Source organism: Mycobacterium sp. 1245801.1, from assembly GCF_001673055.1.
In the GTDB taxonomy this organism is placed as follows: Bacteria; Actinomycetota; Actinomycetes; order Mycobacteriales; family Mycobacteriaceae; genus Mycobacterium; species Mycobacterium europaeum_A.
In genome coordinates this window covers 1-500 of record NZ_LZKY01000090.1, presented here as the reverse complement: position 1 = coordinate 500, position 500 = coordinate 1, and the positions used below count along the sequence as shown (strand labels likewise).

At 66.4% G+C, this 500-nt stretch carries 1 protein-coding gene; it reads right to left on the bottom strand.

Annotated elements, in window-relative coordinates:
• Window positions 1-500: class I SAM-dependent methyltransferase (locus A5622_RS05615; protein WP_197507954.1), on the bottom strand; the 500-nt coding region annotated here is incomplete at both ends.

Here is a 500-nt window from a genome sequence, read left to right as displayed (position 1 = left end):
GGGCGACCGCCTTGTCCTTGTTGGCCTCCAGGTTGGCCGCCCAGATGTTGAGGGTCCGCGCGTAATGCTGCTGCAGCGACTGGACGCGGGTCAGGTCGAAGCCCGCGGTCACTCCGTACTCGCCGACGGTCTGCGGCGTCGGCAGCCAACCGCCGGGGAAGATCTCGGCCAGGATGAACTGCGAGAACTGCACGATTTCGTGGGTCAGCTTCAGGCCCTTGGCCCGCGCGTCTTTGAACGACGGCCGAACGATGGTGTGCAGCAACATCACTCCGCCGGGCGGCAGCGCCTGGTAGGCCATTTTGAAGAAGCGGCCGTAGCGCTGCCGGCCGAAGTGCTCGAACGCGCCGATGGACACGATGCGGTCCACGGGCTCGTGGAACTTCTCCCAGCCCTCCAGCAGCACCCGCCGGCTGCGGGGGGTGTCCATCTGATCGAAGGACTGCTGCACGTGCTCGGCCTGGTTTTCCGACAGCGTGAGGCCGACGACGTTGACGTCG